This window comes from Pseudomonas sp. Irchel 3H7 (assembly GCF_900187605.1).
Taxonomy (GTDB): Bacteria; Pseudomonadota; Gammaproteobacteria; order Pseudomonadales; family Pseudomonadaceae; genus Aquipseudomonas.
The window spans coordinates 386136-411772 of sequence record NZ_FYEA01000001.1 but is presented as its reverse complement, the minus strand read 5'-3'; the positions used below and the strand labels follow the sequence as shown (position 1 = coordinate 411772).

26 protein-coding genes are annotated in these 25637 nt (G+C 61.7%); 20 read left to right on the top strand and 6 right to left on the bottom strand.

Annotation, left to right across the window (positions count from 1 at the left end; all coding sequences use genetic code 11):
* Positions 1 to 452 precede the first annotated feature (452 nt).
* The 19 genes from CKW38_RS01885 (at position 453) to CKW38_RS01795 (ending at position 17107) form a co-directional block, all read left to right on the top strand.
* On the top strand, positions 453 to 2375 hold the full coding sequence (locus CKW38_RS01885) for a YncE family protein (protein ID WP_095111646.1): 1923 nt from the start codon (positions 453 to 455) through the stop codon (positions 2373 to 2375).
* Between the two features lie 14 nt (positions 2376 to 2389).
* The gene (locus CKW38_RS01880; RefSeq protein ID WP_095111645.1) at positions 2390 to 3040 is read left to right on the top strand and encodes an SCO family protein; all 651 of its coding nucleotides are present in this window, start codon (positions 2390 to 2392) and stop codon (positions 3038 to 3040) included.
* Positions 3037 to 3657: an SCO family protein gene (locus CKW38_RS01875; protein ID WP_095111644.1), complete on the top strand. Its 621-nt coding sequence runs from the start codon at positions 3037 to 3039 to the stop codon at positions 3655 to 3657. The genes CKW38_RS01880 and CKW38_RS01875 overlap by 4 nt, the downstream gene beginning before the upstream one ends.
* A gap of 9 nt (positions 3658 to 3666) precedes the next feature.
* The gene (locus tag CKW38_RS01870) at positions 3667 to 5217 is read left to right on the top strand and encodes an ABC transporter substrate-binding protein (RefSeq protein WP_095111643.1); all 1551 of its coding nucleotides are present in this window, start codon (positions 3667 to 3669) and stop codon (positions 5215 to 5217) included.
* 15 nt (positions 5218 to 5232) lie between these two features.
* Positions 5233 to 5994: a SurA N-terminal domain-containing protein gene (locus CKW38_RS01865; RefSeq protein WP_007919377.1), complete on the top strand. Its 762-nt coding sequence runs from the start codon at positions 5233 to 5235 to the stop codon at positions 5992 to 5994.
* 219 nt (positions 5995 to 6213) lie between these two features.
* Positions 6214 to 6744, top strand: a complete 531-nt coding sequence (locus CKW38_RS01860; protein ID WP_007919379.1) for a response regulator — start codon at positions 6214 to 6216, stop codon at positions 6742 to 6744.
* A gap of 81 nt (positions 6745 to 6825) precedes the next feature.
* A complete protein-coding gene (locus tag CKW38_RS01855) occupies positions 6826 to 8532 on the top strand; it encodes a GspE/PulE family protein (protein WP_095111642.1) in 1707 nt (568 codons plus the stop codon).
* On the top strand, positions 8513 to 9316 hold the full coding sequence (locus tag CKW38_RS01850) for a hypothetical protein (protein ID WP_095111641.1): 804 nt from the start codon (positions 8513 to 8515) through the stop codon (positions 9314 to 9316). The genes CKW38_RS01855 and CKW38_RS01850 overlap by 20 nt, the downstream gene beginning before the upstream one ends.
* A 1-nt stretch (position 9317) precedes the next feature.
* Positions 9318 to 9863: a PilN domain-containing protein gene (locus tag CKW38_RS01845; protein ID WP_007919382.1), complete on the top strand. Its 546-nt coding sequence runs from the start codon at positions 9318 to 9320 to the stop codon at positions 9861 to 9863.
* Positions 9850 to 10398 carry a GspMb/PilO family protein gene (locus tag CKW38_RS01840; RefSeq protein ID WP_095111640.1) on the top strand — a complete coding sequence of 183 codons (549 nt, stop codon included), beginning with the start codon at positions 9850 to 9852 and terminating at the stop codon, positions 10396 to 10398. Before CKW38_RS01845 ends, CKW38_RS01840 begins: the two co-directional genes overlap by 14 nt.
* Positions 10398 to 10910 (top strand): hypothetical protein, encoded by a 513-nt coding sequence (locus CKW38_RS01835; protein ID WP_095111639.1) that lies wholly within the window; start codon positions 10398 to 10400, stop codon positions 10908 to 10910. The genes CKW38_RS01840 and CKW38_RS01835 overlap by 1 nt, the downstream gene beginning before the upstream one ends.
* Entirely contained in the window at positions 10907 to 12754 is a 1848-nt protein-coding gene (locus tag CKW38_RS01830) for a secretin N-terminal domain-containing protein (protein ID WP_007919391.1), read from the top strand. Before CKW38_RS01835 ends, CKW38_RS01830 begins: the two co-directional genes overlap by 4 nt.
* Positions 12755 to 12756: 2 nt before the next feature.
* A complete protein-coding gene (locus tag CKW38_RS01825; RefSeq protein ID WP_095111638.1) occupies positions 12757 to 13230 on the top strand; it encodes a type II secretion system protein in 474 nt (157 codons plus the stop codon).
* Between the two features lie 5 nt (positions 13231 to 13235).
* On the top strand, positions 13236 to 13610 hold the full coding sequence (locus CKW38_RS01820; RefSeq protein ID WP_007919395.1) for a type II secretion system protein: 375 nt from the start codon (positions 13236 to 13238) through the stop codon (positions 13608 to 13610).
* Complete coding sequence (locus CKW38_RS01815; protein WP_095111637.1) at positions 13585 to 14124, top strand: type II secretion system protein; 540 nt, start codon at positions 13585 to 13587, stop codon at positions 14122 to 14124. The genes CKW38_RS01820 and CKW38_RS01815 overlap by 26 nt, the downstream gene beginning before the upstream one ends.
* Positions 14121 to 14513, top strand: a complete 393-nt coding sequence (gene csgE / locus CKW38_RS01810) for a curli production assembly/transport protein CsgE (RefSeq protein ID WP_095111636.1) — start codon at positions 14121 to 14123, stop codon at positions 14511 to 14513. The genes CKW38_RS01815 and csgE overlap by 4 nt, the downstream gene beginning before the upstream one ends.
* Complete coding sequence (locus CKW38_RS01805; protein ID WP_007919401.1) at positions 14510 to 14941, top strand: curli assembly protein CsgF; 432 nt, start codon at positions 14510 to 14512, stop codon at positions 14939 to 14941. The genes csgE and CKW38_RS01805 overlap by 4 nt, the downstream gene beginning before the upstream one ends.
* 28 nt (positions 14942 to 14969) lie before the next feature.
* Positions 14970 to 15830 carry a CsgG/HfaB family protein gene (locus CKW38_RS01800; protein WP_095111635.1) on the top strand — a complete coding sequence of 287 codons (861 nt, stop codon included), beginning with the start codon at positions 14970 to 14972 and terminating at the stop codon, positions 15828 to 15830.
* Between the two features lie 905 nt (positions 15831 to 16735).
* Complete coding sequence (locus CKW38_RS01795) at positions 16736 to 17107, top strand: DUF6124 family protein (protein ID WP_095111634.1); 372 nt, start codon at positions 16736 to 16738, stop codon at positions 17105 to 17107.
* 172 nt (positions 17108 to 17279) lie between these two features.
* On the opposite strand, the gene CKW38_RS01790 is transcribed toward CKW38_RS01795, so the two are convergent.
* The 6 genes from CKW38_RS01790 to CKW38_RS01765 all read right to left on the bottom strand — a co-directional run bounded on the left by CKW38_RS01790 (position 17280) and on the right by CKW38_RS01765 (position 23663).
* The gene (locus CKW38_RS01790; protein ID WP_080761993.1) at positions 17280 to 17564 is read right to left on the bottom strand and encodes a type II toxin-antitoxin system RelE/ParE family toxin; all 285 of its coding nucleotides are present in this window, start codon (positions 17562 to 17564) and stop codon (positions 17280 to 17282) included.
* Positions 17554 to 17760 (bottom strand): hypothetical protein, encoded by a 207-nt coding sequence (locus CKW38_RS01785; RefSeq protein ID WP_034152589.1) that lies wholly within the window; start codon positions 17758 to 17760, stop codon positions 17554 to 17556. The genes CKW38_RS01790 and CKW38_RS01785 overlap by 11 nt, the downstream gene beginning before the upstream one ends.
* Positions 17761 to 18036: 276 nt before the next feature.
* Positions 18037 to 19488: a curlin gene (locus CKW38_RS01780; protein WP_095111633.1), complete on the bottom strand. Its 1452-nt coding sequence runs from the start codon at positions 19486 to 19488 to the stop codon at positions 18037 to 18039.
* Positions 19489 to 19514: 26 nt separating this feature from the next.
* Entirely contained in the window at positions 19515 to 19979 is a 465-nt protein-coding gene (locus CKW38_RS01775) for a curlin (RefSeq protein ID WP_007919411.1), read from the bottom strand.
* A gap of 73 nt (positions 19980 to 20052) precedes the next feature.
* Positions 20053 to 22281, bottom strand: a complete 2229-nt coding sequence (locus CKW38_RS01770) for an Ig-like domain-containing protein (RefSeq protein WP_095111632.1) — start codon at positions 22279 to 22281, stop codon at positions 20053 to 20055.
* Positions 22282 to 22316: 35 nt separating this feature from the next.
* Entirely contained in the window at positions 22317 to 23663 is a 1347-nt protein-coding gene (locus CKW38_RS01765; protein WP_095111631.1) for a hypothetical protein, read from the bottom strand.
* A gap of 425 nt (positions 23664 to 24088) precedes the next feature.
* Here CKW38_RS01765 and CKW38_RS01760 point away from each other — a divergent pair, with 425 nt between their 5' ends.
* Positions 24089 to 25537, top strand: a complete 1449-nt coding sequence (locus CKW38_RS01760; protein ID WP_095111630.1) for a sensor histidine kinase — start codon at positions 24089 to 24091, stop codon at positions 25535 to 25537.
* Positions 25538 to 25637 lie beyond the last annotated feature (100 nt).

The window sequence follows — 25637 nt, the reverse complement described above, 5'->3', positions numbered from 1 at the left end:
TGGCAATGAGATTGCGGCATGAATGCAAAACCTGTGGGAGCTGGCTCTCCAGCGATGACGGCGGCACAGGCGCAATTGATGTGACAGGAAGGACGCCATCGCTGGCAAGCCAGCTCCCACAAGGGGCCAGGGGGGCCAGTGAGATTGACGGGATGGATACAAAACCTGTGGGAGCTGGCTTGCCAGCGATGACGGCGGCACAGGCGCCATTGATGTGACGGAAAGGACGCCATCGCTGGCAAGCCAGCTCCCACAGGGTCTGCGGTGGGCAGTGAGGTTGGCGGGATGAATGCAAATCCCATGTAGGCCTTCGCCTGCTCGCGATCGGGACAACTCGGTTTCGGATGGTGAGGCGGATGACGCCATCGCGAGCAGGCTCACTCCTACAGAGGGGTGAGGGTAGGCAGTGAGGGCGGCAGTGGTTGGAAGTGAATGTTACAGGGGAGGGTGGTATGAACAGGATCATCAACATCGTCGGTATTTGCACCCTGGCCATGGCCGGGGCGTTGTTGACGCTGAGTGAGATTGCGCTGGCGCAAACCGCTGGCGAGCAGACGCTGAACCGTGACGGCGTGGCGGTGGATTTCGACCTCAAGCCGCTGGCCGCCGACGGCAAGCTGCGCGAAGGCGAATTCGCCGATGTGCAGTTCCGCGTCACCGACAGCGCTTCCGGCCAGCCGTTGTCCGGGGTGGCGCCGGGCGCCTGGGTCGATCCGCAAACCCTCGCCGCCGATCAAGCCCAGGGCCGCGACAAGAGCTGCAAAGCCCGGGTCGGGGTGTTCCTCAAATCCAACATCGGCGCGCGGCCGTTGCTCGACCTCAACAGCTATTTCCTGCTGGTGATGAACCGCGACGCCAGCATCGCCGTGGTCGATCCGTCGGTGTCAGTGGGCGGCATCACCAGCACCCTGGCGCGCATCGAACTCAAGCAACCACCGATGGATTGGGTCACGCCCAAAGACAACAAACGTGTGTTCGTCTCGATGCCAACGGCGGGCGAAGTGGCCGTCATCGACAGCGAGCAATTCAAAGTCCTCGACTCGATCGCCGCCGGCAGCCAACCGGTGCGCGTGGCACTGCAACCGGATGAACGTCTGCTGTGGGTCGGCAACAACGCCAGCAAAGCCGAAGACTCCGGCGTGACGGTGATCGACAGCCAAAGCCTCAAACCTCTCAAACACTTGCAGACCGGGCGCGGCCACCACGAAATCAGCTTCAGCAAGGACAGCCGTTTTGCCTTCGTCAGCAACCGCGACGACGGCACCGTCAGCGTGATCGACATCGCCAGCCTGAACATCGTCCAGCAGATCAAAACCGGCTCGCATCCGCTGTCAGTCGCCTATTCGGCGCTGTCCGGCGCGGTCTACGTGGCCGATGGTAAAGACGGCACCGTCACCGTGATCGACGCCAGCACCCACGCCATCCGCCGGGTGATCAAACTGCAACAAGGCCTCGGCCCGATGGGCTTCAGCGCCGACGGCCGCTTCGGTCTTGTGCTCAACACCTTGGAAAACCGCGCCACGGTTATCGACGCCTCCACCAACAGCGCGATCCACAATCTCGACGTCAGCGCCGAACCTTACCAAGTGGTGTTCACCCAGGCCTACGCTTACATTCGCGGACTCGCTTCGCCGAAAGTCACCATGATCAACCTGTCCTCCCTCGGCGAAGGTCGCCAGCCGATCAGCCAAGGTTTCGAGGCCGGCCCGCAAGCGCCGCGCCTGGCCGGGGATTTGCCGCTGGCCTCAAGCCTGGCGGTGTCGCGCGATGACAACGCGGTGTTCGTGGTCAATCCGGTCGACAACACCACCTATTTCTACGCCGAAGGCATGAACGCGCCGATGTCCGGTTACCCCAACCGTGGCCAGATCGCCCGCGCCGCCATGGTCATCGACCGCAGCCTGCGCGAAGTCTCGCCGGGCCTCTACAGCGCGCGGGTGAAGCTGCCGGCAGCGGGGCGTTTCGACGTGGCGTTCCTGCTCAACCAACCGAACATCATTCACTGCTTCACTGCGCAGATTGAGCCTGACGGCAAACCGCAAAAACACCTCGGCCAGCCGAAAGTCGAGTTCCTCCTCGACAAGACTGCCGTGGCACTCAACGACCCGTACGTTGTGCGTTTCCGCATTGTGCAAGGCAAAGACAAAAGCCAGCGCAGCGGCGTGAAAGACGTGCAACTGCGCTACTACCTCGCGCCCACTTCGCACCCGCGTGAAGTGGCGGCGCTGGAAGTCGCCGACGGCGTGTACGAGGCGCCAATCACCCTCGACCGCAGCGGCGCCTGGTATCTGCATGTGCGTGCAGCCTCGTTGGGTGCCGGTTTCGATGACAAGACCTTTGCCAGTGTTCGGGTCACCCCCGGCCTGGCCCGTTGAAGAGGAGTTTCGACATGAACCGATTTGCATCCAGTGGCCTACTGACCCTGTGCCTGTTGAGCTTTGGCATTCAACAAGTCCACGCTCATTCGGCCGACGAACACGCCGGACATAAAGCCCCGGCCAGCAACACCCAAGAGCATGCCCAAGTGAAATTCGCCAATGTGCCGCTGCTCGATCAGAACGGTAAAACCGTGCGCCTCGAACAAGACCTAGTGCAGGGCAAAATCGTCGTTATGAGCTTTATCTACACCAGTTGCACCACGGTGTGCCCGGTGGTTTCGTCGATCATGGGCAAGGTGCAGAAGCAGCTTGGCGCGCGGGTCGGCGAAGAAGTGCAGTTGGTCTCAATCAGCATAGACCCGCAGCGTGACGACCCGAAACGCCTGCAGGATTATGCCCGTACCTTCCAGCGCGGGCCGGGCTGGAGCTGGCTGACCGGCTCGCCACAGTCGATCAATGAAACCCTCAAGGGCCTCGGCAGTTTCAGTGGCGATCTGAAGAGTCATCAACCGCTGATCCTCGTCGGCGACGGCGACAGCCGCCACTGGATGCGCTACTACGGCTTCACTGATCCGGCGCTGCTGGCCAAGGAAGTGGAAAAACTCAGCGGCCTGCGCACCCACGCCAAACACACCGCCATCGCCATGGAGCAACAGCCATGAGACTGCTCGACTGGATCTCCCTGACCGTGTGTTTCTGGATTCTCGGTAACGTCGCGTTCGCTCACGAAGGCCATGTCTCTGAGCCGCCAGCCGCCGTGGCTGCCGCGCCGGCCAAAGGCACCCACGACGCGAAAACCTGGTTCACCGACACGCCGTTGCAAGATCAGAACGGCGAGACTTTGCACTTCTACAGCGACGCACTGCAAAACCGCATAGTGCTGCTCAACGTGATCTTCACCAGTTGCAACGACGCCTGCCCGCTGATCACGCAAAAGCTCAAGGAAGTCCGCGAGCTGTTGGGCGACAAGGCGCAGGACATCACCTTTATTTCCCTTACCAGTGACCCGTTGCGCGACACGCCAGCGGTGCTCAAGGCTTACACCTTGAAGCAGGGTTCCGATGACCCTCATTGGCTTTTTCTTACTGGCGACAAAGCGCAGATGGACCTGGTATTGAGCCGCATCGGCCAGATCGTGCCGACGCCCGAGCAGCATTCCACGCAGTTGATCGTCGGCGATGTCGCCAATAAACGCTGGAGCAAGATCCGTCCCGATGCCCCGGCCGCCGCCATTGCCCAGCGCTTGCAGTTGCTGACAATGCCCGTGGCTGGCCGTTGAGTCCGCGCCATGAACCTGAGCCGCGTCCTCGCCCTGATCCTGCTCGCTGGCGTCAGCCTTGGCGCGAGCGCTGCGCCGCTGAGCCCGGAAGAGGCGGCGGGCAAGCGCCTGTACCGCCTGGGTCTGTCGGCCAGTGGCGAGGCGATCATGGCGCGGGTCGGTGCGGCAGATGTGTTGCTGCCGGCAACCAGCCTGCCGTGCGCCAATTGCCATGGCGCCGATGGCCTCGGTCGACCGGAAGGCGGGGTGCGTCCGCCGCCGCTGAACTGGGCGCGACTGACCAGCACGTATGGCCAGCAACAGGTCAATGGGCGCAGCTATCCGGCCTACACCGAGAGCAGTCTGGCGACCGTCATCGAGCAGGGCCGCGACCCCGGCCACAATCGCCTCGACCCGAGCATGCCGCGCTTTCTGTTGTCGATGAAGGATCAGCGCAACCTCACCGCCTATCTCAAACGCCTCGCCGATGAACGCGACCCCGGCCTCGATGCCGAGACTTTGCACCTGGGCACCTTGCTGCCCAGCCAAGGCCCTTTGGCCGAGGAGGGCGCGACAGTGGCAGCGGTGCTCAACGGCAGTGTCGAGCGGATCAATCAGGCCGGTGGCATACACGGCCGGCAGTTGCGCTTGACGGTGATCGATCCCGGCCCGGACCGCGCCAGTGCCGAGCAGGCGTTGCAGCGTTTGATCGAGCAGGAGCAGGTGTTCGCCCTGATCGCGCCGCTGGCGCCGGCCCTCGACAGCGAACTGGCAAGTCGACTGGAGCAGTCTGGCGTACCGCTGATTGGCGCCTTGTCATTGCTCGGATCGATGCAGGCCAGTCCGCAGATTTTCGAACCGTTGCCCGGCCTGCGCGAGCAACTGATCGCGCTGGCCGACTACGCCACGGCGAGTTTGCGCGTGCTGCAAGGGCCGACGTTGATTGCCTATCCAGATGATCTTGCACAAACGCTGGCCGCGCAAAACCTCGGCCAGTATTTACAGGATCACGGCTGGCAAAAAGTCCAACTGCAAGCCTACGACCCGACGGCGGATGCGCTACCGCTGGGTTCGCGCTCGGTGTTTTATCTGGGTACTGGCGGCGGTTTCAGTCGTTTGGCGACGCGGCTGCAAAGCGCCGGGCAGGTGCCGTATCTGTTCGCCGCCTCCAGCCAGGTGGCCGGCGATCTGCTGCAAGTCCCCGACGGCTTTACTCGGCGGGTGTTTCTCGCCTATCCGTTCGTGCCCAGCGACTGGACCCAGACCGGGCGCATGGCCCTGACGCTGCTGCGCGAAGGCCAGGGCCTCGGCGCCCAGCATGCGGTGCTGCAAGTCGGCGCCTACGCCTCGATGTTGCTGCTCAGCGAAGGCATGAAACAGGCCGGCCGCGACGCCAGCCGCGAAAAACTGGTGACGGCGCTGGAAGGCCTGCACGACTTCGACACTGGCCTGACCCCGCGCCTGAGTTTCGGCCCCGGACGACGCCTGGGCTTGAGCGGCGCCCATGTGGTCACCGTGGATTTGCCCGATCAGCGCTTTTATCTGGTCGCACCCTATAAACCGATTGTTGCCAGCCCCTGAATGGAGGGCCCGATCATGAAGCTCACAACGCTGATAATGCTGCTGACCTGCTGGCTGCCGCTGGCGTGGGCCAATAACGAGCCGGCCGTGGCGCGAGTCAACGGCGAGGAGATTTCCGGGTTTCGCTTTGAGCGCTTCTTCGCCGAATACCTGGAAGATCAGGGTCGCGCCGTGGCGAGCATTCGTAATCCCAAAGCCTATAAACAGCTGCGCCAGGCAGCACTGCAAGCGCTGATCGACAAAGAGCTGCTGTGGCAGGAAGCGCAAAAGCGCGGGGTGCAGATCGACGATCAAGTGGTGCTTCAGCAAGTCGAGCAGACCCGCAGTGCCATCGGCGGCACGGATAAATTCGTCCGGCGCTTGCAGGACGCCGGTTTCGACGAAGCGTCCTTCACCGAGTACACCCGCCGGGAAATGGCGGCGCAGCAGATGTTTGCCGAGCTGATCCGCGCCAATACCTTGCAACCCCGCCACCTGCTGATCCGCGTGCCCGCGCAAGCGGATGCAGCCACAGTGGCCGCAGCGCGTCTACGCTTGATGCAGATGCGCGCGCCGATTGCCGAGGCCGCGACGTTTGCCAGCCAACCGGTGCGCTCACCGTTCGGCTGGCATGTGATTTATTTGCCGAACCACCTGGAGGCCGCCGATGTCCCAGATTTGCAGGGGCTGGATACAGTCAGGGCAGAGCTCGCCCGACAGCAACAGACCCAGGCTCGTCGTCAGGTGCTCGCGCAATTACGGGTGCAGAACAGGATCGAACGAATTGACGACGACTGAAGGTTCCCCCCCAATAGTGGGGAATGGCTTCGATGCCCATTCAGGTGCTTCCCCGTTTCTGGGGAACGGGGTACCGGGACGAGCGGGCATTGTCATTAAATTCAAGGACATGAAGAGATAAAATTACCGGCGCTCAGCCTGGCATGAAGTGTGCGTTACCCCTGGTAAGGCGCACTCTCAGGGCGGGGGCATCGGACCTGCTGTTTCAAGGAGTCGACCTTGGTTAACAAAGTACTGGTTGTCGAAGACGAACAGCTGCTTGCACAGAACCTTCAGGATTATCTGTCGGCGCAGGGGCTGGACGTCCGGATTGCACATGACGGAGCGACGGGTATCGGTTTGGCCGAAACGTTTGCCCCCGACGTGCTGGTGTTCGATTACCGCTTGCCCGATATGGAAGGCTTTGAGGTGCTCGACGCGGTCCGCCAGAACAGGACGTGTAATTTTGTGCTGATAACAGGTCACCCCACCGCTGAAGTCTGTGAGCGGGCGCGGCAACTGCAAGTCAGCCACATCCTGTTCAAACCGTTTCCATTGGCGGAACTGGCCCGAGCTGTCTGCGACCTTCTGGGCATCAAGCGCGAAGCGAAACCCGGTGCGAGCCCTTCCGAGGGCTTCGTCGAACGACGCCAGAGCAGGACCGAGAGCTTCCCGTTGCAGTTGTACGATGGCAGTTGGGTGTTGGCGGATCGGCGACGGCAGTCGCAATCCATGGCGCCGGACGACGATCAAATGCTCACCGGGGAGTAATGGCGCGATCAGACGTTCCGGCACTTGCCGTCAAGGTTTGCCGCGCCGACAGGGCACTGAGCCCCGGTTGGAGAGCAAGCCATGGAACGTCTGTCCGTTGTCGTCGAACCTCTGCTGGCGCCGAGCGCGCCGGAACGCTTTTCCAGTGAACAGCTTGCCCAGGCCCGGGCGCGGGCCGCCACCTCCGGCGAACGCGTGCTTGAAGCCCTTGGCGTACTCTGTGAACTGGCGCCGATGCCGTTCATTCACACCCTCGGCGCCACCCTGCATTACCCGGTGCTCGACACCGACAGCCTGTTTGCGGCGACGCCGGTGTTCGACCGCGTCACCCTCGCACAATGCCTGAAACGTGAATTCATCCTGCTGCGCCACAACGACGAAGTCATCGGCGTATTTGCCGACCCCTTCGACCCGGCGCGGCTGGCCTGGATCGATGACTGCCTGCACGGAGCGCCGCTGCATCTGGTGCACGCCGATGACCTCAAGGCCTATCTGGCCCGTCACGAAGAAAGCTTCCACGCCGTCGAATCGCTGAACGCCCAAGGCGATACCCACCACGAAATCGACACCCTGCAAAGCCTGTCGCTGACCAGCATCAGCGAAGATGCCAGCAGCGTGGTGAAACTGGTCAACTCGACCCTCTACGACGCGCTGAAAATGCATGCCAGCGACATCCACCTCGGCACCACCGGCCACGGTCTGGTGATCAAGTACCGCATCGACGGCGTGCTCAACAACATCAGCAAAGTCCAGGGCAACGAGTTCGCCGAGCAGGTGATTTCGCGGGTCAAGGTCATGGCTGAACTGGACATCGGCGAAAAACGCGTGCCGCAGGACGGTCGTTTCAAGATCGGCATCAGTGGCCGTCAGATTGACTTCCGTGTGTCGATCATGCCGAGCATTTTTGGCGAAGACGCGGTGCTGCGTGTCCTCGACAAACAGGATCTGGCTGACAAGGTCTGCGGCGTGCAATTGCAGGCGCTGGGCTTTGAAGACGAAACCCTGCGCCAGTTGCGCCGCCTCGCTGCCGAACCTTACGGCATGGTCCTGGTCACCGGCCCGACCGGCAGCGGCAAGACCACCACGCTGTACGCGATGATCACCGAGATCAACCACGGCGTGGACAAGATCATCACCATCGAAGACCCGGTCGAATATCAACTGCCGGGGGTGCTGCAGATCCCGGTCAACGAGAAAAAAGGCCTGACCTTCGCCCGGGGTTTGCGCTCGATCCTGCGCCACGACCCGGACAAAATCATGGTCGGCGAAATCCGCGACCCGGACACCGCGCAGATCGCCGTGCAGTCGGCGCTCACCGGCCACCTGGTGTTCACCACCATCCACGCCAACAACGTTTTCGACGTGATCGGCCGCTTCACCCAAATGGACATCGACCCGTACAGCCTGGTCTCGGCGCTCAACGCGATTCTTGCCCAGCGCCTGATCCGTCTGGTGTGCGCCAGTTGCAGCTCACCGGTCAATCCGAGTGATGAAGAGCTGCGCGCCTCGGGCCTCGATCCGCAGAAAGTCGATCACTACCACTTCGTCCACGGCAAAGGCTGCGGCCACTGCCGGGGCAGCGGCTATCGCGGGCGCACGGCGATTGCCGAGTTGCTGCACCTCGACGACGAGCTGCGCCAGATGATCGTCGAGCGCCAACCGATCAAACAAATCAAAGCCCTGGCCTGTGCCCGTGGTTTGCGCCTGCTGCGCGAATCGGCGCTGGAACTTGTGGAACAAGGTCGCACCACGCTGGAGGAGATCAATCGTGTCACATTTATCTCGTGAGCGTTTTGTCGCCGTGCTCGGCGCCAGCGGTGTTGGCCTCGGTCAGCGGCGCGGTAGCGACACCCTGTGGCTGGGCAGCGTCGGCTACATCGACGAAGGCTTCCAGAGCTACGCGGTGGCGCTGGATACCCTCGATCGCCTGCTCGGTGAACACGCCCGCGCCGGTGCCGAATTGAGCGTGGTCATCTCCGGCCATTTCAGCCGCTTCTGCCTGGTGCCGTGGAGCGCGCAAATCAGCAGTCCTGAAGAGCTGCGCGGCTTTGCCCAACTGTGTTTCGAAGACTTGTTTGGCGCGCCGACTCAGCCGTGGAGTCTGGTGTTATCCGCTGAGCCTGCCGGTTACGACCGCATCGCCAGCGCTTTGCCGCAAGACTTGCTCGAACGTCTGCGGGTGCTGGTCAGCGGTCGCGGTTTGCGCCTGCGCTCGGTGCAGCCGTACCTGATGGCGGCGTTCAATCGCTTCGACAAAAGCCTCGATGCCGGCGACTTCCTATTTGTCGTCGCCGAGCCGCAACGCAGTGTGTTGTTGCTGGCGAGGGAAGGGCGCTGGGCTGGCGTGCGTTCGGTGGGCGGCAGCGACAGCGACGCGGCGCTGAATGCCTTGATCGGTCGCGAACGGCAGCTGCAAGCCTCGACCAGCGAACGTGCCTTCAACGTTTATCTGCATGCACCGGCGCGCCTCGATGCGCATCCGGACGTGGCGGGCGTGCAACTGCGCACCCTTGAAGACGACTCGATGACCGTGCGTGACGGCTTGTACGTCATGTCCCGGGCGGTGGCCTGACATGCGCGCCCTTAACCTCGATTTTCAGCCACGGCCACGTTCCGGCCCATTGGGTTGGAGTTTGCTCGGTGGCGGTGTGCTGCTGGCGCTGCTGTGCTTCGGCGTGCAACAGCACCTCGGCGCGCACACCGAACAGCAACAAGGCCACCTGCAAACCACCCAGCGTCAGCTCACCGGCGACAGCGGCGCAAAGTCCACCCTGAGCCCGGCGGAAACCCGCGAGCAAGCGGCAAACCTCGCCGAAATGCGCAAGGTCTCACAGCAACTGCGCCGGCCGTGGGAACGCCTGTTCGCCATGCTCGAAGCGATGCCGCGCGATGACGTTGCGCTGTTGAGCCTGACCCCGGATGCCCGTAAAGGTCAGGTACGCATCAGCGCCGAAGCGCGAGATCTGCAAGCGATGCTCGACTTCCACAAACGTCTGGAAGCCAGCGACGAGCTGTCGGACGTGTCGCTGCTCAGCCACGAAATCGTCGTCAAATCGCCGGAACAACCGGTGCAATTCAACCTGTCGGCGACTTGGGAGATTGGCGATGCGAATCCCTAGACTGATCGTCCACGAATACCTGCAAGGTCTCGGTGTTCCGGGCCTCGCCGGGCTGGCGCTGCTGCTGATCGCCGTGGCTTGGGCACTCGGTGGTTTGCTGCCGGGTTGGCAATCATTGCAGCACCTGAGCCTGCAGACTCAGGAAGCCACCGCGTACTTGGCCAAGGTTGAAGACGGCAGCATCGCGCCACCGGTGGTGCCACAGCGTCAGCTCGACGACTTCCGCAACAAACTGCCGGCGCAGCCGCAAGCCACCGTCGCCATCGATCGCATCTACGCCCTTGCAGCCCAGGAGCACATCACCCTGGCGCGCGGTGAATATGCCCTCGGCGTCGACCCGAAAACCCATCTGGCGCGCTATCAGATTCTCCTGCCAGTGCGCGGTAGCTACCCGCAACTGCGCCGCTTCCTGCACGCCTTGCTCGGGCAGTTGCCGGCGGTGGTGGTGGAAGACCTCGAACTGCAACGCAAGAAGATTGGCGACACCGACCTCAATGGCCGGATCCGTATGACCCTTTACCTGTCGAGGTCGTGATGAATACCAAGCGCGTGACAGGTTGGTTGGCATTCTTCGGCGTAGCGGCCGCGCTGGCGTGGTTGCCGGAATATTTCTCGCCAAGCGAAGACGCCGATTCCAACGAAGTGGCCGTCGCTACGCCGGGGAAAACCCGTGGCGCGCTGCCGGCCAGCACCGCCAAGGCCAAAGACGCCCCGATCAAGGATTTGAGCCCGGCCGGCGACCTGTTTGCCGCCAAATCCTGGAAGGCCGCGCCGACTCTGGCCACGGTCACCGAAATTGCCATCAATCCAGCAACAGTGGTGCAAGCCCCGAGCCTGCCACCGGTGCCGTTTCAGTTCGTCGGCAGGCTGCATGACCGCAGCGACCTGCAAGTGTTTTTGCAGAACGGCGAAAAGATCTACGTCGTGCGCAATGGGGATGTGATCGACGACACCTGGAAGATCACCGGCATTTCCGATCTGGAACTGAGTCTGGTCTACCTGCCCTTGCATTTGTCGCAGACCCTGTCTGTGGGGAGTACGCAATGAACCGTTCCCGTTTGCTGATGAGCCTGGGCCTGTGTGCCGGGCTGGCCGCGTGCAGTTCTGCACAAGTGGCCAACAAGGAAGCCGCCGACCTGATTGAACAGGGTCAGTACGAAGCGGGGCTGGCCCGTGTCGAGGAAGGTCTGCGCGAAAACCCACGGGACACCGAGCTGCACTTGCTGCTCAACAGCGGTCGGGCCAAGGCCATCACGGCGTTGCTGACGACCGGCGACACCGACCGTTCGCGCCGCGATTTCGCCTCGGCGCGGGTGGCCTACAACCGCGCGCTGACCATCGAGCCGAACAACCGCCGCGCTCAGGATGCCCTGAAGCAGATGGACTACCTGCGCAGCATGGACGAAAAACTCGAACTGGCCCGTGGCGACCTGCGCCGGGGCGACATCTACGGCGCTGATCGGCAGGTCAAACAGATCCTCGAACTCGACCCGAACAACGAAGGCGCGCTGGCGCTGCAAGGAAACATTCGTCTGGTGCAGAGCCGCAACGTGATTGCTTATCCGCAACTGCGCACCAAGCTTGATCGGCCGGTGACTCTGGAGTTTCGCGACGCCAACCTGAAGACCATTTTCGAAGTGCTGTCGCAGGTCGCCGGACTGAACTTCATCTTCGACAAAGACCTGCGCCCGGACATGAAAGCGACGATCTTCGTGCGTGACGTGCGCATCGAAGACGCCGTGACCCTGCTGCTGCAACAGAACCAGTTGCACCAGAAAGTGGTGAACGAAAACACCTTGCTCATCTACCCGGACTCGCCACAGAAAGTGAAGGATTACCAGGAACTGGTGATGCGCACGTTCTACCTGACCAGCATCGACGCCAACACCGCGCTGAACATGGTCAAAACCATGCTCAAGACCCGCGACGTGTTCGTCGACGAACGCCTCAACACCCTGACCATGCGCGACACCGAAGACGCCGTGCGCATGGCCGAGAAACTTCTGCAGTCGCAAGATCAGTCCAACCCGGAAGTGGTGCTGGAGGTGGAAGTGATGGAAGTCGCCACCCAGCGCATTCTCGACCTAGGGCTGCAATGGCCGAACACCTTCGGCGTGGTCAACAGCGACGGTTCGGCGGTGACTCTGCTTGATCAACTGAAAGGCATCAATTCCAGCCGGATTTCGATCTCGCCGTCGCCGCAAGCCAAGATCAACGCCCAGGACAATGACATCAACACCCTCGCCAGCCCGGTGATTCGTGTGAGCAACCGTGAGCAGGCGCGGATCCACATCGGTCAGCGCGTGCCGATCATCAGCGCGACTTCGGTGCCGTCGACGCAAGGCCCGGTGATCACTGAGAGCGTCACTTATCTGGACGTCGGTCTGAAACTCGAAGTGCAGCCGACCGTGCACCTGAACAACGAAGTGGCGATCAAGATTGCTCTCGAAGTGAGTAACGCCACGCCGCTGGAGCCGACCCGTCAGGGCACGATCCCGGTGCAGGTCGACACCCGCAACGCACAAACCTCACTGCGCCTGCACGACGGCGAAACGCAGATCCTCGCCGGCCTGATGCGCAATGATCACGGCGCCACCGGCAACAAGATTCCGGGCCTCGGCGATATCCCAGGGATTGGCCGGCTGTTCGGCAGCAACAAGGACACCGTCGGCAAATCGGAACTGGTGCTGTCGATCACCCCACGGATCGTGCGCAACCTGCCGTACCAGAGCCCGTCGGACATGGAGTTCTCCACTGGTACCGAAACCAGCATGCACATCCAGGCACCGGATCGTTCGCAGAGTTACGTGATGCCGTCGCCTGCCGCGCAGCCGCGTACCGTCGGTGAGTCGGCCGTGGCCACCACCCGTGTCACCGTCGAGAAGCCTTGATCATGAACGCCTGCCAACGCGGTTTCAGCCTGATCGAAGTCGTGGTGACGCTGGCCCTGATCGGCCTGTTGGCGAGCATGGCCGCGCCGCTGACCGAGACTTTGGTGCGGCGTGGCAAGGAGCAGGAATTACGCAACGCGCTGTACCAGATTCGCGATGGCATCGACGCCTATAAACGCGCGTTCGATGCCGGCTACATCGAGAAGTCGCTGAACAGCAGCGGCTACCCGCCGAACCTGACAGTGCTGGTCGAAGGCGTGCGCGATGTGCGCAGCGCCAAGGGCGCCAAGTTCTACTTTTTACGCCGCATCCCACGCGATCCGCTGGTGCCGGCCAAACGTGATGACGAAGGGGGTTGGGGCGTGCGCGCCTACAACAGTTCGGCTCAGAACCCGCGCGATGGCGAGGACGTGTTCGACGTCTACTCCCACGCCCGGGGCAAGGGCCTCAACGGCATCGCCTACCGCGAGTGGTGAACCTCATGCGCCGGGAAAAAGGTTTTACCTTGCTGGAGCTGATGGTGGTGATGGCGATCATCGCCACGCTGATGACCATCGCGCTGCCGCGCTACTTCAACAGCCTCGAAGCGTCGAAGGAAACCACCCTGCGCCAGAGCCTGTCGGCGATGCGCGAGGCGCTGGATCACTTTTACGGCGACACCGGGCGGTATCCGGATTCCATCGAGCAACTGATCGAACAACGTTACCTGCGCAACGCGCCACTCGATCCGATCACCGAACGCAAAGACCAGTGGGTGCTGATTGCGCCACCGGACGGCGTCGCCGGCGGCGTGGCTGATATCAAAAGCGGTGCTACCGGGAGGGCGCGTGATGGCAGCCAGTATTCCGAGTGGTAACCGCGCGCAGCAGGGTGGCTTCACCTACCTGGGCGTGCTGTTCCTGATTGTGGTGATGGGCATGGGGCTGGCCAGTGCCGGCGAACTGTGGTCGACCGCTTCGCGCCGTGACCGTGAACGCCAGTTGCTCTGGGTCGGCACCCAATACGCGCAGGCGCTGCGCAGCTACTACCGCAGTTCGCCGGGGCTGGCGCAGTACCCGAAAGAGTTGGCAGACCTGCTTGAAGATCAGCGCTTTCCAGAGGCGAAACATCATCTGCGTCAGCTCTATCCAGACCCGATCGGTCAGGGCGAGTGGGCACTGCAACGCGGTTTCGATGGCCGCATCACCGGCCTCAACAGTCCCTCGACCGAGCTGCCGTTGAAGCAGGCGGACTTCCCGACACAGTGGTCGGATTTCGACGGCATGCAGCGTTATTCAGACTGGCAGTTCGTCGCCGAAAAAGCCTTCCTCGACGGCACCAATGGCCCGGCGAAAGGCCAGTCGAATCTGCCGCAGGCGTTGCAGCCATGACTCGCCACTGGTGGTGCGCGCTGATGCTCACCGTGGCGGCGTGCTGCGCGCAGGCCGGTGAGGAAGACGAAATGATGGGCTTCATCGTCGATGACACGATCTCGCACATCGGCCACGACTTTTACTACTCGTTCAGTGAACGCCTGCGCGACACCAGCCCGATGGATTTCAACCTGGTGGTGCGCGAGCGGCCCGACGCGCGCTGGGGCAGCCTGGTGACCGTGGAATATCAGCAACGCCTGGTTTATCGGCGCTTCCTGCCGCCGAACACCGTGGAACTGAAGGACGAGGCCTACGCGGCCGCCGACTGGGTTCGACGCCAGGTTGTCCAGCGCAAGCTGGAGGCTCTGTTGCAGGACACCACCGACCTTGAGAAGGACGAACTATGAACAGCACAACGTTCTCACGGCGCAGCGGATTGTGGATCTCGGGGTTGTTGATCGGGCTCGCCAGCGCTGCCGCTGTCCAGGCCACTGAACTGGTCTACACGCCGGTCAATCCGTCGTTCGGCGGCAATCCGCTGAACGGTACCTGGTTGCTCAACAACGCTCAGGCGCAAAACGATCACGACGATCCGGACATCCAGAGCCGCTCGGCAGTGGCCGGGACGTCGGCGCTGGAGCGCTTCACCAGTCAATTGCAATCGCGGCTGCTAGGGCAGTTGCTGGACAACATCTCCACCGGCAACACGGGGAGCCTGTCCACCGACTCTTTTATCGTCAACGTCATCGACGACTCCGGGGCACTGAGCATTGAAGTGACCGATCGAGCGACCGGTGAGGTTTCGGAAATTCAGGTGAACGGCCTCAACCCGTGACGGGCTGACGGTTCCGGGGAGAACGGACATGAAAAAGATCATCGCGTTAGGGCTGCTGTTGGCGACATTACAAGGGTGCAGTCTGCGTGAGCCGATGTCGGCCGAGCAGGACACCGAAACTCCGACCCTGACTCCAAGGGCCTCGACTTATTACGACTTGCTGAAGATGCCGCGACCCAAGGGGCGGTTGATGGCGGTGGTGTACGGCTTCCGTGATCAGACCGGGCAGTACAAACCGACGCCGGCGAGTTCGTTTTCCACCAGCGTGACCCAGGGCGCGGCGTCGATGTTGATGGACGCGATGCAGGCCAGTGGCTGGTTTGTGGTGCTGGAGCGGGAAGGGCTGCAGAACCTGTTGACCGAGCGCAAGATTATTCGTGCGTCGCAGAAGAAGCCGAATACGCCGGTGAATATTCAGGGTGAGCTGCCACCGTTGCAGGCGGCGAACATGATGCTCGAAGGCGGGATCATCGCCTATGACACCAATGTGCGTAGCGGTGGGGAAGGGGCGCGGTATCTGGGGATTGATTTGCAGCGTGAGTATCGGGTGGATCAGGTGACTGTGAACTTGCGTGCGGTGGATGTGCGCAGTGGGCAGGTGTTGGCGAATGTGATGACCAGCAAGACGATTTATTCGGTGGCGCGCAGTGCCGGGATTTTCAAGTTTATCGAGTTCAAGAAGTTGCTTGAGGCTGAGGTTGGGTATACGACGAATGAGCCGGCGCAGCTTTGTGTGTTGTCGGCGATTGAGGCGGCGGTGGGGCATATGGTGGCGCAGGGGATTGAGCGGCGGTTGTGGCAGGTGGCGGGGGACGCTTCTGTGCCTGGGCAGGATGATGTGTTGAATCGGTATTTGAGCCAGAACAAGATTGATCCGGATGCGGAGTGAACGTGGCGGCCTTCGGGCCGACCAGGTTCTGGTTGGGCGGGTGCATATCCGTTGCTGCGGTAACGGCTGCTTAGGGTTCCGCCCTTACGGCGGGTCACCTTTTCCAAACGCCGAAAAGGTAACCGAAAAGGCTTGCTCCTGCGTGCGGCCCGCTCGCTAAAGCTCGGGGTTCCTTCGCTGCGGGATCGATCCGGGCGCAGCGCCTACGGTTTGCTTCGCTGCACCTCCTCCCGCTGTGTTTGGCTGCGCCAAACGGTCGCTGCGCTCCCACGCCCGGATCAATCCCTCCACTCAGCCTTCCGACGTCGCCCGTGGATCAAGATCAAGAGCAGGCGAGCTGACACTCGGCCTATTGAGTGGTGAGGAGCACAGCGTGGTCGGCTTTGGATTTGTGGTGGATTCCGCCCCTCATCGGAACGCCGCCCGCCCAGCCCTCTCCCGAGGGAGAGGGAGCCGATTTTTGGGCCTTTCAAAATCTGAGTTCAACGGGGTATCGCACGTCGGCGTACATTTCCCAAACACCACGGTCAGTCCCCTCTCCCTCCGGGAGAGGGCTAGGGTGAGGGCTGCGATCTGAAGTGTGTTTAAAGAAGTGTCTGAATCAGCGGAACCTTCCCACAAGGTTTTCAGGTTGTCCGTCGGACGTCCGCTCTCTAGCCTGTGTTCGTCGCTGCCAATTCAGCGACCGGGCATGGAAACCCGAAGACACGAGAGAGCAGATACGCCTTTCATAACGTATGCTTGCGCACTTTCATTGTGTGCACTCTGTTATGGCGGTTGTGCGCGGGAGACATTCGTGTCTGCCGGGTTGCTCTCTCCCGGATTTCCAGCTTGCGTACAGCTGCCACCCATTTTTCCTGGAAGTCGAATGGGCCAGCTGCAACTATCAATGAGGGAGAATCACCATGAAAAAACCAACACCCAACCCCCCAGAATCAGACACCAACACCACATCCCCCTACGCCTCCGTCGACAGCAAAAAACTCCACGAAGCAGCCGACCGCGCCCTCGATTTCTACCTCAACCCCACCGCCCACATCATGTCCAGTGCAAACGAGGCGGAACCCATGTACCTCGCCAACCCCAGATACAACACCGAATCCCTGCTAGCCAATGCCAGCGAAACCCTCGGCTCGGCCAGCGAAATGCTCATCAACTTCGCCGCCTCCCTGGAAACCTCACAGCGCAAAACCGCACTGGGCATCGCACAAGTCGTCATGCTGGGCGAATTGGCGGTGAATCAAGCGCTGGATCACGTCGAGTTGAAGGATGGCTAATTAGATCGTTCCCACGCGCAGCAAAGGAATGCAGCCCCTGACGCTCTGCATCAAATTCGCAATTTGGAACTGGAGCGTCCCGAGAGCCATTCCCACGCAGAGCGTGGGAACGATCAAAAAACCGTACCTCCACGGGAAGCACGGTTTCTTGTGTTGAGACGAGGAAGCGATCTTAACCGGGGTCGCGTCGAGGGTACTCCTGACGCGTATGCAAGATGCTCACAATCTCAATTTGGTCCGCCACTTGATAAACGACGAGATAGTTCGGGCTTACCACAATCTCTCGAGTGCCGGGAGAGCGGCCTTTGCGATACAGGTGTGGATGCCAACAAAGCGCAGATGTAGTTTTTACGACGGACTTGTGAAGTGCAGTCGCCGCTACAAAATTTCGCTCGCCAATGTACTTCAGGATTTTCGAGAGTTCGACCCGAGCCTTGGGTCGCCACTTAATCTGCATCAGCGCTTTTGCGCATTGATTCCATCAAGGCGTTGATTTCCTCCATCACTTGCTCATGGGGAATACTCGGGCGCGGATCATCGAGAGAGGCCTGTACTTCGGCCCGAAACCAACGGTCATAACTTGCAGCCTGTTCCTCGGGATCAAGATCCGAAACAACCGGGCACAGTGGGTCGATCAAGGACGGGTCGATCATAGAACCTCCGGGTTTGGTGCCTCGAAGTCTATTCGTTAACGGTATCGCTGTCGTCGCTGTCTGGATGAATTGCATGTAGGCCAAGCTCCATGAGGATCAAGTTGTCCCGGCAAATCCTAGAGCCTGCACTTCCGACGGCCAACCGCCAGAACTTGTCAGAAAACTCCCCGAATTTCTAAAAACGTTCCGTTTTCCGTAGGACGCAACTCAAACGTCAGCGCAAAAAAAACCGCGACCTCCCTCACCAGAGAATCGCGGCCCATCAACACCCAACCCCTACTGCTGCAACACCGTCGCTTGGTTAGCCGACCCGAACTGCTGAATATTCGCCGTCTGCGTAACCCCGCTCTGATCGACATTGGCAATGTTCCCCGTCCCGCCCTGGGTCACATACGCCACGTTCATCGTATCCGCCTGTTTCACCGTGATCATGTTGTCACTGCCATACAGCTGCGCGGTATACGCCTGGTTGCCAGTCCCGGATTGATCGAACTCAGCACTGTTGCCGGTGCCATTCGACGAACCCTGCACCAGGTTCCCTGTCCCGCGCTGATCCGATATCAAAATGTTGTCGCTACCATTCTGATCAAAATACAGCTCGTTATACGACTCAGCCTGACTGACCGTGGTCTTGTTACCCGTGCCAGTCTGATGCGTGGTCATAACCTGCCCGACGCCATCCTGAGTGAAGCTGGCGATGTTGCCATTCCCCGCCTGAGTAACGGTCGCACGCTGGCCGCTGCCGAACTGGCCGCCGGATTGCGGGCCTTTCCAGTTGCTGGCGTAGACCTTGTTGTCGTTGCCCACGGAGGTGGCGTTGAGCACGTGGCTGTCGCCGTTCTGGTAGGTAAAGTGCACGTTGCCGTTACCGACCTGATACAGCGCCAGTGTCGAGTTGACCGATTCGAACTGGTCGGCGTAGATCGCGTTGCTGTTGCCGACCTGGGTGACAGCGGCGCTGTTGTTTTCGCCGAAGCTTTGGTCGACCACGGTTTCGTTGCTGTCGCCGTATTGGTTGACGGTGGCTTGGCTGGCCAGTTGCGCGTCCTGCCAGATTTCCGTGCCGTTGAGGTTGCCGAACTGGTTGATGGTGATGTTGCCGCCAGTGCCATTGCGCTGGTCGCCGTAGGCGTAGTTGCCTTCGCCGGCCTGGTTGATGCCGATCTGGCCGCCGTTGTGCAGCACTTGTTCGGCGGTGCCGTAGTTGGCGGTGCCGTACTGGGTGATCACTGAACTGTTGCCGGTGCCTTCATAGAGTTGCTCGATGTTGGCTTCGTTGCTGTCGCCGAACTGGAAGGTTTTGCCTTCGCTGCCGTTTTGCGAATCCTGATAGATGAACGAGAAGTTGCCAGTGCCTTGCTGCTGTTGCAGGGCGCTGTTCGGTGCGCCGAAGCCTAGCGACTGGCTGGCGTGGGCGGTGTTGAAGGCGCCGACCTGTTGTTGGGTGATGGTGGCGTTGTCTTCGTAAAGCTGTTCGGCGTAAGCGGCGTTGTAGTCGCCGACCGCGTCCTGGGTGATCACGCTGCTGGCGTGGTCTTGCACGGCGGCGGCGTCGTTGCCCTGGCCCAGTTGGGTCTGGGTGGCCGTGCTGAACGGGGCCTGGGTCTGTTTCACGTCCGCGATGTTGGCGGTACCGGCCTGGTTCTGGTTGGACAGGCTGTCGTCGGCCATGGCCTGGGCACTGATCATGACCAGGATGGCGGCGGTGAGGGGCGTCAGTTTGAACATGATGAACTCTCCGATGATTGCAGTGCTTAGCGATATTGCTTGACCGAAACGCTCATGCCGTTGCCCGACTGGGTCACGGCGCTTTGCAGCCCCGCGCCGGCCTGCTCGATGCTGGCGTCGTTGTTGTTGCCGTTTTGCGAAATCTGCGCGCGGTTGTGGCTGCCGTTCTGAGTGATCGAGGCGGCGTTGCCGGAACCGTTCTGGTTGATCAGCGCCATCAGGTCGCTGCCCTGTTGCAGGATGTACGCTTCCTGATTGCTGCCCGACTGCACGATCTGCCCGAGCAGCGACTGACCGTTCTGTTGCAGCAGGGCGACGTTGGCCTGGCCGAGCTGGTCGATCAGGGCTTGCTGACCCACCGGTGGGGGCAGTTCGCCGAGGTCGCTGCTGGTCGCAACCAGGTCGTCGTTTTCCATCAGGTCGTCGGCGCGCACGCCTGCACTGCTGCACAGCAGGAGCAGGCAAAGCAGGGCGGCGGTCGACGTGTTCATGGTGAAAATCCTGTGTGGCGTTATCCGGTTGCGAAGCACGCCCCAGCCACCCGCAAGTGGCTGGGGCGCAGGCCTAGAGCGTGGTCACCGAGACCGTGCGCACGGTGCCCTGGGACGAGCGGATCGTCGCGGTCGGGTTGGCCGATGGCACCACGAGCGTGTTGTTCAGCGTCAGCCGCCAGCGTCCGGTCAACGGCACCGTGGTGGTGCCAAGGGTGACCAGCCCGGAAGGGGTGGTGACCTGCACGGTGATGGTGTTGCCGGTGGTCACTGACGAGGTGCCGGTGAAGTCCCAGTTGAAGCGCCCGCCAGAGCGTGCCTGCACCGTTGACGCGGTGACGGCGAACGTTTCCGCTGCTGGCCGTGGCGACACTTGCACCGTGACTGTGGCCGGCGTCGACAGGGCACCGAAGGCGTCCCGGGCGATGTAGGTGAAGGTCGTGGTGAACGCCGTGGTCACGGTGGCCGGTGGGGTGTAGGTGATCACCGTGCCGTTGCTGCTAACCGTGCCTCGGCCGGCGGCCGGTTGGGTCAGGCTGTTGACGGCCAGTGGCACGTTACCTTCCGGATCGGTGTCGTTGGCCAGCACGTTGATCGGGATTGCCACACCGAGCGTGGCGACAGCGTCCGCGACGGCGGTCGGTGCCTGGTTCGGTGCGACGGTGATGGTTACGGTGGCTGGATTGGCCGAGGCCAGGCCTTTGGCGTCCTGCGCTTTGTAGGTGAAGGTGGTGGTCAGTGGCGCGTTGACTACCGCTGGCGGCGTGTAGACCACCGATGTGGTGCCATTGAGCGCGACAGTGCCTTGGCCGGCGGCCGGTTGAGTCAACGCGGTGATGCCCAGCGGATTGTCACCATCAGGATCGCTGTCGTTGGTCAACAGACTGAGGGTGATCGGCACGCCGAAGCTGGTGCTGCCGCTGTCGGCGTTGGTGATTGGCGCTTGGTTTTCACCGGTGTCTGGCGCGCTGCCGACCACGACGACCGCTTCGGTGTCACCACCGCCAGCGGCAGATTTCACTGTCACGGTGGCCGGTGGCTGGGTCAGGTCGGCGACGGTGATGCGCTGCAGGGTGCCGGTTTTCGACAGACGCCCGTAGCCCTGGGCAACCATGTCGGGGATCGCCACTTCATCGCTTGAGGTGGCCTCGATCAGCAGGCTGTGGTTGGCCCAGTTGTAGCGCGCGGTCTGCACTTTCACCACGTCGGTGAGCTTGGCTGATACGGCCGTCGGACGCGTGGTGCCGGCGGGGTTGGTGGCGGTCACGACGACTACCGGAGGTACCGCGCCAGTGCCCAAGCGGTGGCCGAAGAACAGACCATTGTTGTCACCCAACAGACTGGTCTGGCACGGCGTTGGCGGTGGGCCGGGCAGCAGCGCCACGGTTTCACGGAAGCACAGGGTCGAGCTGTTACTGGCCTTGGCAAACACTTCGGCACGCACGCCGGCGGCGGTGCGGCGATAGGTGGCGCGGTCGATTTCCACCTGGGTCTGCTGACGGTTGTCGAGCACTTTGCCGGACAGGCTGAACACGTTCGACTGGATCGTTCCGGCAGGCCCGGTGATGCGCAGGAAGTTGGTGTTGAACGGGCTGCCGGTCACCGCTTCGTTGAGGTTCGGGTCACCGACGAAAGTTTCCGTGGCGCCGGTGTCCGGGTTCACTTCGGTGTAAGGGCCGTTGACGCTGCGCAGAAACGGTCCGATGGCGCCATTGACGGCACCGGTGAAATTGCCCGGTGCGCCGATGCCGATGTCGCGGGTGATGTTGATCGCGCGGCGCCCGGGTGCGGTGACATTGACCGTCTCGACGCCATACGGGTGCGTGATGGTGTAGGTGCCGGCAACGGGTACGTTTACCCGGATGCGAATCCGCGCAAAGCTTTGCTGATCACCGTCCGCCGGATTTTCCGAGGCGAATGCCGCTTCGATCCCGGCGACATAAGCGTCCACACCATAACCGGCAGCGTTGTCGGCAATCGTGGTTTCGGCCAGGAACCAGAAGGCTTCCGGCGGCCAGTTGTCTGGGAAAATCATCGGCTGGGCATCGTCGTAGATGCCTGGCTCGGCCAAGAGAATGCACATGTAGGCCGGCGGTGTGGTCGCGGCAACGCGCGAACTGGCGGCGCGCGACTGGCACAGTTCCATCGACAGCAGATTGTTGTCCTGATACCACATCGGGAATTTCCCGGTGGCGAAGGTGTAAGGGCCGGGGTCGACGGCGGCGAGTTGCGCATAGGCACTGCCGGTCAGCGAGAGAGCGAGCCCGAGCGCGTTGAGCGCAAAGCGTGGCCACTTGTTCATGATGCCTCCTGATGCGGATCTGGGCATGTGAGCGTTCATTGCACGATGACCACTTCTTCGGTATCGCTGCCGCCGTTGGACGACGTCACCCGAACCTTGGCCGGCGGTATCGGCGAGATCCCGGTGGCCAGGGTTTTCACCGCGCCGTCGCCACCGAGCGCGCCGATGGCGGCGCCGCTGCCGGAGGTGGCGGTGAGTACCGGCGGCGAGGTTTCGTCACTGGTCGAGGCGACCACGGTCAGTTGTCCGGAGCTCAGGCTGTATTGCGCGCTCTGGATCACCACCAGGTCGGTCAGGGTCATGGGCAGAGTGGTCGGCGTGCTGCTGGCGATGGCCAGGTGGTTGTCGGCGGTCACTTGCAAGGTGGTTGGCAAGGTCGGGTTGACCGAGGACTGCGCGTACCAGCTGCCGGTGCTGTTGGCTTCGGTCATGTTCAGCACCGGGGTGCTGCTGGTAACGGCGACGGTGCCTGGCGCTGGCGGCGCGAGGACGAACACATCCTGCTGGGCGACCGGCGCACTGGTTCCCGCAGTACGCGAGTAAGTGCTGCGCTGGGTGATCAATGGTGTAGGCCGGACCACCGTCGACAACTTGCCCGAAACGGCGAACACGTTCGTCCGCAGATCGAGGCCGTTAGGGCCTTCGATGCGTACGTAGTTAGTGTTGAACGGGCTGCCGGTGACTGCCTCGTTGAGGTTCGGGTCGCCGACGAATTGTTCGGCGGCACCGGTCAGCGGGTTGGTCTCGGTGTAGGGACCGTTGACGCTGCGCAGGAACGGTCCGATGTCACCCTTGAGCGCGCCGTCATAGGTTTTCGGCGTGCCGATACCAATGTCGCGAGTCATGTTGATCGCGCGCCGCCCGGGGGTGTCGATGTTGAACACGTCGACCCCATACGGGTGGGTGATGACATAGGTGCCGGCGGTCGGTACATCGACGCGAATACGGATACGGGCGAAGCTGACTTGATCGCCTTCAACCGGTTCCTCGGCAGCGAACGCGGCTTCGATGGCGCTGACGTAGCCCAGATCAATTCCCCGTGCGGCGTCGACGAGGGCCGTTTCGCCGGTGAACCAGAACGCTTCGTCGGGAAAGTTTGTCGGGAAGACAATCGGTTGCGCGTCATCGAACACGCCGGGGGTCGGCAGCAGCGAGCACATGTAAGACGGCGCGCCGGGGGCGCTGGGTACTCGGGAGCTGAGCGCTTTGGACAGGCACAGATCCAGTGTGCGACCGTGTGAGTCCTGATACCAACTGGCGAAACCGCCGTTGGCCGGCGTGTACGGACCCGGATCAACAGCAAACAAAGCGGCCTGGGCGATGCCCTGGGCCAATGCGCTCACGACCAGGACAGTCGCGGTTTTGGACAGTAAAGGGTGCATGAGTTAATCCCTCTATCAAAGTACCTGCCCCTTGGGGATGGGTCAGTTGCACAGGGCCTGTACACCTTCCATGCCAAGGTGTAGTGGATGGGCGGGAGAGGGCCGGGGTAGAGGGCTTGACGCGCAGAAGGGTCAGGTTTTTGGCCAGCGGGAAAAGGGCGTCATTCCCCAGAATCGGGGACGGTGGGGATGCTCTTAGTGGCCCGTCGTACGTAGAACCCCTGTAGGAGCTGCCGCAGGCTGCGATCTTTTGATCTTGATTCACAAAAGCAGGATCAAAAGATCGCAGCCTCGTTGCACTCGACAGCTCCTACACAGATCTGAGGTGGGTTTGGGAGGTGTTTATCGGGGCGATATCCCCGCAACCGGGCAAACCCCCACCCGTGGGCTATAACCCTATAGGGATGTATCGGGAAGTCGCCGCCATGAACATGCAGTCGAAATCGCTTCCGGTCGAGGAGGGCAATCTGCGCTTGGGCTCGCGCAAGCAGTCGTTCAACCTGCTGCGCTGGTTTTCGCTGATCAGCATGGCGGTGATCGGTACCGTGGCCATCGCGCTTGGCGCGGTGTCGACGCGTTTTGTCATTGATGAAAGCGTGCAGCGCGATGCCTTGCTCACCGCACAGTTCATACAGGCCATCGCTTCGGCCGAGGTGCGTCACGTTTCCATTCCCAATATCCGCACGATGGGTGAATTGCTCGACCCGCGTCAGGACGCGAACTTTCCCGACGTCAGTCCGCAAGCCCGGGCCGATGCTCGGGGCGAGTTTCTCGATCACATCGAACACCTGCCAGACGTGATTCTCGCCAACATCTACGCGCCCGACCGGCAGGTGATCTGGTCAACCAATCCCGCGCTGATCGGTACCAACATTCATGCCGATGAAGACCTCGATCGCGCCTTTAACGAAAAGATTCCGGTATCCGCCAGCTACCACGACGTCGACAAGGCTCGCGAAGAACAGAAATTCATCACGCCACCGGACTACATCTTCATCGAAAACTACATTCCGCTGTTTGACGCCGAGGGCAAGAACGTCACAGCAATGGTCGAAATCTACAAGGAGCCCAAGGATCTGATCGCACGCATGGAGCGCGGATTGGTTCTGATCTGGCTGGCGACTGCACTGGGTGGCGGGCTGATTTATCTGGGCCTGTACTGGATCGTACGGCGCGCGGCGATTCTGCTCGCGGCCCAGCAAAAACAACTGATCGCCAACGAAACCTTTGTCGCCCTGGGCGAGATGTCTTCCGCCGTGGCGCACAGTTTGCGCAATCCGCTGGCGACCATTCGTTCCAGCGCTGAACTGGCGCTGGAGTTCGACGCCGGCCCGGCGCAGAAGAACATCAACGACATCATCGGCCAGGTCGATCGCATGTCGAAGTGGGTGCGCGAGCTGCTGCAGTCACTGCGTCCGCTCAACGATGATCCGGAACCGGTGAATCTGGTGGCAGCGCTGCACGAAAGCCTTGTCGCGTTTGAACAGCAGATCGCCAGAGCCGGCGTGCAGGTGGTGTTTCATCCGCAGCACACGCCCATGGTGCTCAGCCAACCGGTGCAACTGACACAGATCCTCAACAGCCTGCTGGCCAATGCGCTGGAGGCGATGGACAAGGGCGGCACGCTGACCGTCAGCCTGGAACCGAGCGAAGACCGTGGCGTGTGCGTGGTGCTCAGCGACACGGGTAAAGGCATGAACGAAGAGCAACGGACCATGGCGTTCCGGCCGTTTTTCACCACCAAGTCTGGCGGCCTCGGAGTCGGTCTGGTGCTGGTCAAACGCATCATGGAGCGCTTCGGCGGCGGCGTGACCCTCGACAGCCGCGAAGGCGAGGGCACCACCGTTCGTCTGGCCTTTCAACTGGTCCCCTGATTCGTCCATTCCTGCCGAAGCCTGCGATCTATTGACTGATCGTTCCCACGCTCTGCGTGGGAATGCCTCAAGGGACGCTCCGCGTTCCGATGGGACGCAG